This is a genomic window from Geminocystis sp. GBBB08 (assembly GCF_016743215.1).
Lineage (GTDB): Bacteria > Cyanobacteriota > Cyanobacteriia > Cyanobacteriales > Cyanobacteriaceae > Geminocystis.
In genome coordinates this window covers 1-8,924 of sequence record NZ_VRZC01000159.1, presented here as the reverse complement: position 1 = coordinate 8,924, position 8,924 = coordinate 1, and the positions used below count along the sequence as shown (strand labels likewise).

Annotated in this window: 7 protein-coding genes; 5 read left to right on the top strand and 2 right to left on the bottom strand. The window is 30.2% G+C overall.

Annotation, left to right across the window (positions count from 1 at the left end):
• From FWJ34_RS15920 to FWJ34_RS15900, 5 genes are all read left to right on the top strand, one after another.
• On the top strand, positions 1–1,155 hold a 1,155-nt coding region (locus FWJ34_RS15920), incomplete at its 5' end, for an AAA-like domain-containing protein (protein ID WP_308256326.1).
• A 27-nt stretch (positions 1,156–1,182) separates the two neighbouring features.
• Positions 1,183–1,773, top strand: a complete 591-nt coding sequence (locus tag FWJ34_RS15915; RefSeq protein WP_308256325.1) for a hypothetical protein — start codon at positions 1,183–1,185, stop codon at positions 1,771–1,773.
• Between the two features lie 36 nt (positions 1,774–1,809).
• Positions 1,810–3,990: a hypothetical protein gene (locus FWJ34_RS15910; protein WP_308256324.1), complete on the top strand. Its 2,181-nt coding sequence runs from the start codon at positions 1,810–1,812 to the stop codon at positions 3,988–3,990.
• Positions 3,991–4,092: 102 nt separating this feature from the next.
• Positions 4,093–5,379, top strand: a complete 1,287-nt coding sequence (locus FWJ34_RS15905) for a glucokinase (RefSeq protein ID WP_308256323.1) — start codon at positions 4,093–4,095, stop codon at positions 5,377–5,379.
• A 57-nt stretch (positions 5,380–5,436) separates the two neighbouring features.
• Positions 5,437–6,342, top strand: a complete 906-nt coding sequence (locus tag FWJ34_RS15900) for an EamA family transporter (RefSeq protein ID WP_308256322.1) — start codon at positions 5,437–5,439, stop codon at positions 6,340–6,342.
• A gap of 339 nt (positions 6,343–6,681) precedes the next feature.
• On the opposite strand, the gene glk is transcribed toward FWJ34_RS15900, so the two are convergent.
• A complete protein-coding gene (gene glk / locus FWJ34_RS15895; RefSeq protein ID WP_308256321.1) occupies positions 6,682–7,725 on the bottom strand; it encodes a glucokinase in 1,044 nt (347 codons plus the stop codon).
• Positions 7,726–8,007: 282 nt separating this feature from the next.
• A complete protein-coding gene (locus tag FWJ34_RS15890) occupies positions 8,008–8,418 on the bottom strand; it encodes a hypothetical protein (RefSeq protein ID WP_308256320.1) in 411 nt (136 codons plus the stop codon).
• Between the last annotated feature and the right edge of the window lie 506 nt (positions 8,419–8,924).

The following is an 8,924-nucleotide window of genomic DNA, read 5'->3' as shown; positions in this document are numbered from 1 at the left end:
GGCGTAAACAATCAGACTGAATCAAGGTGGTATTGTAGCATTATAAGAGCAATTATTGCTCAAGACAACGGATTAAATTTAGATTTTGATCTGCATAACTGGTGGAATCCCGAGCCTAGAGATACCGAAAAAAGTTTAATTGGGCAATTAGGAGAATTTATACAATCTAAATTATGGTCATTATTACCCCCTGAAGATCAAGATAAAAATGTTTTGATTACCATTGATGAGATAGACGGAGTTTTAGGTTTACGGTTTTCTACAGATGATTTCTTTGCGTTAATTCGTGACTTTTACAACGATAGAATTCATATCCCGAATCTAGATCGTTTAGCTTTTTGTTTTTTAGGAGTTGCAGATCATAATGATTTAATGACAGATACAAACAGAACTCCGTTTAATAATGCAACATTTATTGATTTAAAAGGTTTTACCTTTGAAGAAGGAATACAAGGTTTATTTGACGAATTAGCCAAAATAGTGGAAAACCCTCATGAAATACTTACAGAAATTATTGAGAAAACAGGTGGACAGCCATATTTGAGTCAATTTTTATGTGACAAAATACATTTTAGGAATGAGAAAAATCCTAATATAGATCAATTAATAACTACTTATTTAATCAATACTCAGAATCTTCATTTTAGACGCATTGAAGAACGTATTAATCAATACAAACAATATAAAGCTAATTTATTGACTATCTATAAAAGAATAAGAAGAGAAGGAATAATATTAGCTGGTGATATTTCCGAAAAAGAAAAAATTTATTTAAAATTATCGGGTTTAGTAGTCCAAATAGTGGAAGATGGGCAAGATTATCTAAAAGTTTATAATTCTATTTACTATAGAAAATTCAATGATATTTGGATCGATTCACAATTAAAATCGATACCTGAAAAATGGTATTATTGGAAAGAAAACGCTTGGAAAATTGCAAAGGATAATTTCTATTTATTATATGGTGAACAATTGAGAACAGCTTTAGAAAATAAATATCAATTAGTAGTTGACTTACCAAATTTTATAGAAGAAAGCGACTTAGAATATAGAAATGTGAAAAGGCAAATTACTAAAACTAACGAGGATGACAAAAAACAAATAATTATTGACAGGTTTATATATTGGACAAATCGCCAGAATGATTTATTTTAATGTTTAATCGAAATTCTTAATAATAGCTTGTTACAACCACAAAATATTAATGAAAAATCAATTGATGAATTGGTTAAAAATTCTTTGACTGATCCCACTTATAATAATGATGAGCGATACCAAAATCTTAGAGGAATCATTGATAATGTTAAGGAAAAGATTAAAACTCTAGGAGAAGAAAACCAAGATAAACTTTTTAATTCGCTAGTTATGTATGGCAAAATTTGGCTTTCATCTCAATCTCAAGAATTAGGAAAAAGAGTTAACTATGATGAGAATAACTCTGAACAGAATTTTCTCTTATCAATAGGTTTAGTTAGTAAGCGATTAAATGAAGACTTTAATAGCTTTTATTTGGAAGTATCTAATCCTATCTATGAAAAAATGCTTAACCTTTATCCTAATGAATTTCAACAAACAAGTTATATCGAGGAAACTTTGCCTAACATCAGAGGCTATGGACAAAAATATGGGATGTGGTTAATTACTCAAGAGAATAAATATCTTTTATCTTCAGAAGAAGTATTAGCTATTATCAATCATTTAGCTGGAGAAAAATTGTCTGAAGAAGAACATAAGTACTTAATCTCAAGTATATCAATTAATTTTCAACTATAATTATGAATAAATTAACAACTTTTATCAGAGGTTTATATGAATCAATTTTTAACAGAAAAAACTCGTAAAATAGAAATCTTTAATAATCAAAATAATCAAGAGTTTATTGAGAAAATAACAGATTTATCTGTTACTTTACAAAAACAAAACCTAACCAATCATCCTCCTCTAGTTGCTATGAATTTAATTAAATGGCTTAAAAATATTCCTGTAAAATCTTCCGAAATAATTAAACTAACTGGTGATATTTGTCAATATACTTTGCAAAAAATTCAAGAAAAATTGAAAGATGCTCAAGAGAATAATCAAATAGAAAATACAAAAATAGAGGAAATTGTCAATGAATTTACCATTGATTTTTTAGTGGAACAAAAATGGTTTATATCTGGTTTAAATTCAAGGGAGGATAAAGAAGAAGTTAGTATTTTAATTAAAGAAAATTTGTCAGAATTACGCAACAAAACTGATAATGTTTATCTGTTAATTTTTACGATTCTTGAGAATACTAAATCCAGTTCATTGGTTGAGTTATTAGTTGAATATATTACCGAAGAAAGAAAAAACAAAATTTTCCTAAAAGCTCAAAAATATGTAGGAGAAACTGAAAGTAAACTTTCTGACGATGATAAAAAAGAAATGCAAGAAGAAGTTGAAGAAAATATTAATAAGTTTTGGGCAGATGTAAAAGGTTATTTGTTAATTGATAATTGGCAAACAAAGTTAACAGAAGATTATCAACAAGATGAAAGTTTAACCCCTTTACAAATAGAATATTTAGACTCTTTAAAATCAATTAATGATAAGTTTAACAATGAATTTAAAAATAATTTTTGGTGGTTAGTTACCTATGTGCGTATTTTAGAGAAAAAAGAGATACCATTTAATAGTCAAAGTGAAGAACAAGTTTTAAAAAGTTTAGGGTTAATAGTTGAACATAATTTGAGTAAAAATAATAGCGATAAACCTAGAAATAAATATCAAGTTGTTAACAAAATTTATAAACAGATATTTAGTTTAAATTGGACTAAAAATCAAATTATTCAAGCTCAAGAAAATGATAATAGTTATTATCTCGAAAAAGTACAGGCTATTTTTAATTTTACTATAAGCGATCGCTTTACAGAGACTGTTAATATTATTAAACATAAATTTCCTAATCACATTAAAACAATCATTGAAAATACGATTTTCTGGACAGGTAGAAACTCATTTGGTGATAATGACGATAGATTTGACTGGACAAAAGAAGAACAATCTTTAACGGAAAAAATATTTCAATTTATTGAGAAGTACTTTTTTGCAGAAGCATTATTTCCAATAGATAAGCAACCGCAAGACTGGTTTACCGAAAATATTATGTATTCTCTAAGTTGGAAAGATATGGGTGATGATAAAATCACTCTAAAAGAGTTTGAAGAATTAATCTCAACCAGAATAATTTTATTAGAAGAAAAGATATACGATAAAGTTCATTTAATTAAGGGTTTATTAAAATTAGCTTCTCCTGATGAGAGTCAATTTAAAAATAATCCTCTTTATGTGGCTGATAAAACTTTACGTTATATTGCTAATGTTAACTATGAGAATGAAAAAATTAAAAGACTCACTATATTAGTTAATTACATTACCGAAAATCACTATATAATTAAGGACGAGGAATATTTCAGAAATCATCCTATTGATGATCAATTTTATCAAGAGGCTTTAGAATTTAAAAATTCTAAGGAGACTTCTGGGAATGTTCCTCCAAAACCAACACCTAATATTGATAAAAAGAATAGGGAAGTATTATCAATTATGCCTTTAAATGAAAAATTAAAAGAAATTGTCGATCAAAATCAACAAATAGCAGGAATTTTTTTAGTTAATTTACAGTACATTACCGTTGACTACTATAATCCTCAGTTAACAGATTTATCATTCTTTGACAAGTTAAAATATATAGGTAGCACTGGAGAAGCGTTAGAGTTATTTTCAGAACTAGAGCCTACGTCAAAGACATTAAATAAATTTGGTCAGCAAACAAATTCAGGACAATTCAAATTTGCTTTGTACTGGCTTGAACAACGCTCAATAATTATATCTTTTACAGAAATTTATGAAGTCCCTTTTGCTATATGTTATTTAGCAAAGGAAGATCCAGCATTAGGAGTATTTCTTACTCAAGTTCAGAAAAATATTCCAATCATTGAACAAGGTTTGCAGGAAGAATTATAAATAAATTAAATGCTTAAAACAACACATAAATAATACTAAAAAATTTTGATATTTCTTAACAATTAATTTAATCACTAATATTTTATTAAATTAGAAAAAATTATGACAATAATTACAGGTTCATTGGGAGGACAAATAGATATATCTATCTTCTCTCAAAAAAAAGAAGGTAAACGTATAACTATTGATCGTTTAGTTGCTCAAAGTAAAACTAAAAATACCATAGATTATCTAGTTACAACAGAAGATGGTACTCATATTTTAGATACTAAAAAACTAATCACAGAAGTATTAACAGAATGTTATTACGGTAAAGAAGATGAATACGGAGATGAAAAAGATCAAAGAATACTTGCCGCTTGTTTTGGTGTTGCTGCACCTGTAAAAGTAAATCCTGACACTAAGGATTTAGAAGCCACTATTGTTCGTGATGCGATAAATCTAAAGGTTAATCTATCTAAATCTGGTTTACAGAAATGGCTATGTCCTCATTTAGTTGATTCCGAGGGTGAACCAAAATTAACGGATTTACCAGTATCTCTTGTTAATGATATGGAGGCGATCGCTCAAAATATTTTTTTAAGAGAAGATGAATCTACTATCTGCAAAACTCTTTATCAACCGACACAACAAGAAACACAAAATGATAAGCAAGTAAAAGCTGTTTTATTGGTAGCTGGGGGTTTGGGGCAGTTAAAAAGTTGTAAAGACAAAAATACATTAGTAATGGACTCCAGCGAAGGTGGACATGGACGTTTTGCACCGGTGGATGAAATACAGGCAGAGTTATTTCTATATTTACTTAAAAATCGTCCTCCTCTAGAAGATAAAAATGATCTTCCTCCTATCAAGCAACCTATTACTTGGGAGTACGTTTTATCTGAGCCCGGATTGGTAAGAATTTATAATTTTCTTAAAACTTACAAGTATAAAGAAATAACTGAGCCAGAGGATTTAAGGGGAGAATTAAATGAAGATAATAGCAACCCAAAACCTATTATAAAAAAAGCGATTGAGGGGGATCATTGCTGTATTGAAAGTTTAAAAATTTTTGTTAGTATTATGGGGGCAAAAGCGGGAGAATTAGCTTTAACATATATGGCTAAAGATGGAATTTATCTTGGGGGGATAAAAGAAGTTTTTGATAAATTAGTAGATAATAGTCAATTTTCTTTAGAAAATAATACTTTTAGTTTAAAAGAGATTTTTCTCGAAACATTTTTTAACCAAGAGAATAATTTTATAGAGTACACAAAAAAAATACCTGTGTATATTTATCCAATAGAAAATGCGGTTGCTTGGGGTGCAGCGTGGAATATCATTAGCGCAGGATTAATTCCCAGTGGAATTTTTGCTTACAAACGACTTGAAGATCGTAAAAGGATGTAATCTTCTACTCAGTTCTTGCACAGAACATAAATACTAAATAACATTTGAGTCAATTCTATGGGTTGGTTATACTTTTCTTTTGCTGCAGCTTTTTTCGAGTCTCTCCGAGATGTTTTTAGCAAGATTATCACCAATAAAGGGAATCAACCTTTAGACGAGTATCTAGTGGCGTGGGCATTAAGGGCATTTACTCTCATAATTTACCTTCCTTGGTTGTTATTGTCACCCAATCCTATTCCTACCATCGGGAAAGATTTTTGGTGGGCTTTATTAGCCGATGCGACTCTATCAACTATCGGCGGAATCCTCTACATGAAGGCTTTGCGTTTTGGGGATATATCCCTAACCATACCGTTAATAGGTTTTTCGCCCTTATTTTTAGTTATTGCCTCCCCTTTTCTTTTAAATGAGTTTCCTTCAAGAGTTCAATTTTTAGGTATTTTATTAATTTGTTTGGGTGCATATTTTTTGAATTTAAACCCTAAAGAAAACAATTATTTTGCTCCCTTAAAGTCATTAATTACCACTCAATCTTCTCGATTAATCTTAATAGTAGCTTTTCTGTGGGCTTTGACTACTTCTTTTGATAAAATTGGGGAAAAAAATTCCTCACCTTTGTTTTTTTCAGCTTCTCTCTATTTTTGTACCGCCTTAATGTCATTTCCCATAGTGATAGTTTGTTCACCTAATTGGTTATCTAAATTAAAGGCTAATCTCGCTAAATTAACCTTATTAGGTGGCTTAAAAGCCGTTGATATGTGGTGTCATGTTATGGCGATCGCATCCACTGTAGCGGCAAACTCAGTGGCAGTAAAACAAAGCAGTTTATTGATGAGTGTGGGATATGGCTATTTCCTCTTTCACGAAAAAAACATTAAGCAAAGGTTTTTGGGTTGTCTAATTATAGTGATTGGTGTTTGTTTATTAAGTATTTTTAGTATATCACAACAATATAGAAATTGATTTTCTCAGTTTTGTTTATTAGGTATGAATATAAGTCATGCAATATCTCAGTTTAAAACTATTATCTTTAGCATAAAAAAGGGATATTGGTTGTTATTTAAAGATTACCAAAATCCCTATTAATTAGCTCAATTTTATCATCAACAATGGAGTATTAAAAACTATAGTAATTTCAATTAAAGTTGAGACAATTTTAAAAAATTATAGGGCGAGGCACCGTCCACTAATCATGATATTTGATGATTTTTAATGTTATTAAACAGTTTCATTCTTATTTAAAATGACTATAATATTAATTGAGCTTTTATCTGTCAATAAAAACCTTTAAAAGCGAATAATTTACATTTTAGTAACGTAATTAATTGCCCCTTGTAAACCTGATAATTCATCGGTAACAATTTCAATTGGTACTCGTTTTAAAAGTTCAGGATTAACACGCACTTTAGTATTAAATGCGTTAAGAAATAAGTCTTTTTTCCCCTGGATTAAATCAAGGTTTTTAGCGGCAATTCCTCCGGCAATATATAAACCACCAAAAGGCAATAAATTAACGGCAAAATTACCACAAATTGCTCCGTAAGCCTCAATAAAAACCTCCATGGTTTTCTCTGCTAAAGCGTTGGTTTTTTTGTTGGCAGAAATGGCGATCGCTTCTGGTTGTTGATCCGTAGGTAAAGCACTAATTTTTTCAGCTAGAGACTCAGGAAAATCGGCTTTTAAGACATGGAAAATATCAGCAATACCAGGACCTGAAAGTATAGCTTCTTCGTCCACTGAGAGATGTTTAACTTGCTCTGAAGAAAGATTAAATTTCTCTTGGCAAAGTGCTTGATATTTAGGTCTTAAACTGGTTAAGATGTTATCCTCATCGGTATTGCGACTAGCGTAGTCACCATGTCCGCCTTCAGAGGGGAATACAAGGAATTTACCGCCTACGGGGATACAAAAACATTTACCTAAACCAGTCCCTGCACCGATGATAGCGATCGGAGACGACACACTATAATTGCCTGTTTGTAAGGTGAAAGTTGCTAATTTATTTTTATCAAAAGCAATATTGTAACCTAAAGCGACAAAATCATTGATTAAAGTAACTTCAAACCCTAATTCTTGGGAGAGAGTTTCTTGATTCAATTCTTGCCATCCTACATTGGTTAGGTTACATTTACCATCAATAACAGCACCGGCTAAAGCAAAACAACCCTTGATAGGTAATTGTTGATCTTTGACAAAATCTTTAGCAATAGCCGATAAACTAGGGTAATCTTGAGTTTTGTAGATATGCTGTTTGATAACTGTAGATGTGCTATCAACAAGGCAGATTTGAGTATTTGTACCACCGACATCTGCCGCTAAATAATGAATTTCTGTGTTTTCGCTCATGGGTTTAAAATTCCTAAACAATATAAAAAAGATGTGATTAAAACCAATAGCAAATTAAGTAATCAATGGTAATTAAACTTAATTGACTTTGTTGATGCTATTTTGATCACCTTAACTGATAATTTCAGCAAAAGATGATCAATTTGTTTTGTTCATTAAAAAACTGCCTTATAACCAAGAAAAATAGTGAATATAGTATTCAATAGAACTTAAGACTCAGAATCATAAGTTAATTAAGGTTAATAGTTTATTTTCTTTGGTTAAACTTATATTTACTTAAAATTAAGCGGTAACAGATAAATGACGATCGACAATGAGATAATTAATTGTAGTTCTGATGCCAATCTTGACATGATCTTCAAGGTGCATTATTTCCTCAAATAAAGTTGCTAAACTATTAAAAGATTGACTTGTAGCAATATCAGACCATGTTGTTTTCTGGTGCATAGCACTAAAAGCATGACCAAGAACAGAACCTATAGCGTGTTTTAAGAGTTTAGCTTCTCTACTACCAAGTTTTTTGAGTTTTTCGATACTGTCAAAAACCAAATCGACAGCACCACCGATAATATATTTACCCACAAGAGCGTTTTTCAAACTGTTACCAAGAATTCTCGCTTCTCTATCTAAAGTTTTGAGTATGCGAATCAAGAAATCCTTAGCCTGTTGAGCTTTATTGTCAAAAAATTCCATAGTAATAATTTATCCTTTAACTAGATGTCACAAGATAAATTAGGAGTAAAAATCTAGAATTTTGTAGAAATTGAAGAAAAAATATTTTTAGTGCAGGTGAGTGACAATAATTAACCAACTAACAAATGGTCAAAAATCAGTAATATCAAGGCTTTTCCGTTTTGCATTCTGCATTCTTAATTCTGTATTCCTGCTCTAGTTAAGTAGCCCCACTTAATTAAATGTAAAATAGACTGGTTTAGTAGTGAGGGCTTCAGCCCTTATTTCAAGAACGTTTTAAACACCATTAGGGGTAACTACGAACTTTCTTTTATTTAATTTGATCTGCTTATCAGTTAATCATTAGTCAGAAAATATACTCAAAGATAAACTAAGATGATTATAATTCTTGCTTAATCAGCAATTTACTGAATCGAATTAGGAAAAGAAAAAAAATATGCCATTAACTAAATTACTTGAGAAAATTGTTAATCAATCTAGCGAAATGGAAGCTATTTTCATTGTCA

What these genes read in the sequence shown, in the direction of transcription:
- FWJ34_RS15905 (WP_308256323.1), top strand. Translation starts at nt 4,093, where the DNA reads ATGACAATAATTACAGGTTCATTGGGAGGACAAATAGATATATCTATC.
- FWJ34_RS15900 (WP_308256322.1), top strand. Translation starts at nt 5,437, where the DNA reads ATGGGTTGGTTATACTTTTCTTTTGCTGCAGCTTTTTTCGAGTCTCTC.
- FWJ34_RS15910 (WP_308256324.1), top strand. Translation starts at nt 1,810, where the DNA reads ATGAATCAATTTTTAACAGAAAAAACTCGTAAAATAGAAATCTTTAAT.
- glk (WP_308256321.1), bottom strand. Translation starts at nt 7,725, where the DNA reads ATGAGCGAAAACACAGAAATTCATTATTTAGCGGCAGATGTCGGTGGT.
- FWJ34_RS15890 (WP_308256320.1), bottom strand. Translation starts at nt 8,418, where the DNA reads ATGGAATTTTTTGACAATAAAGCTCAACAGGCTAAGGATTTCTTGATT.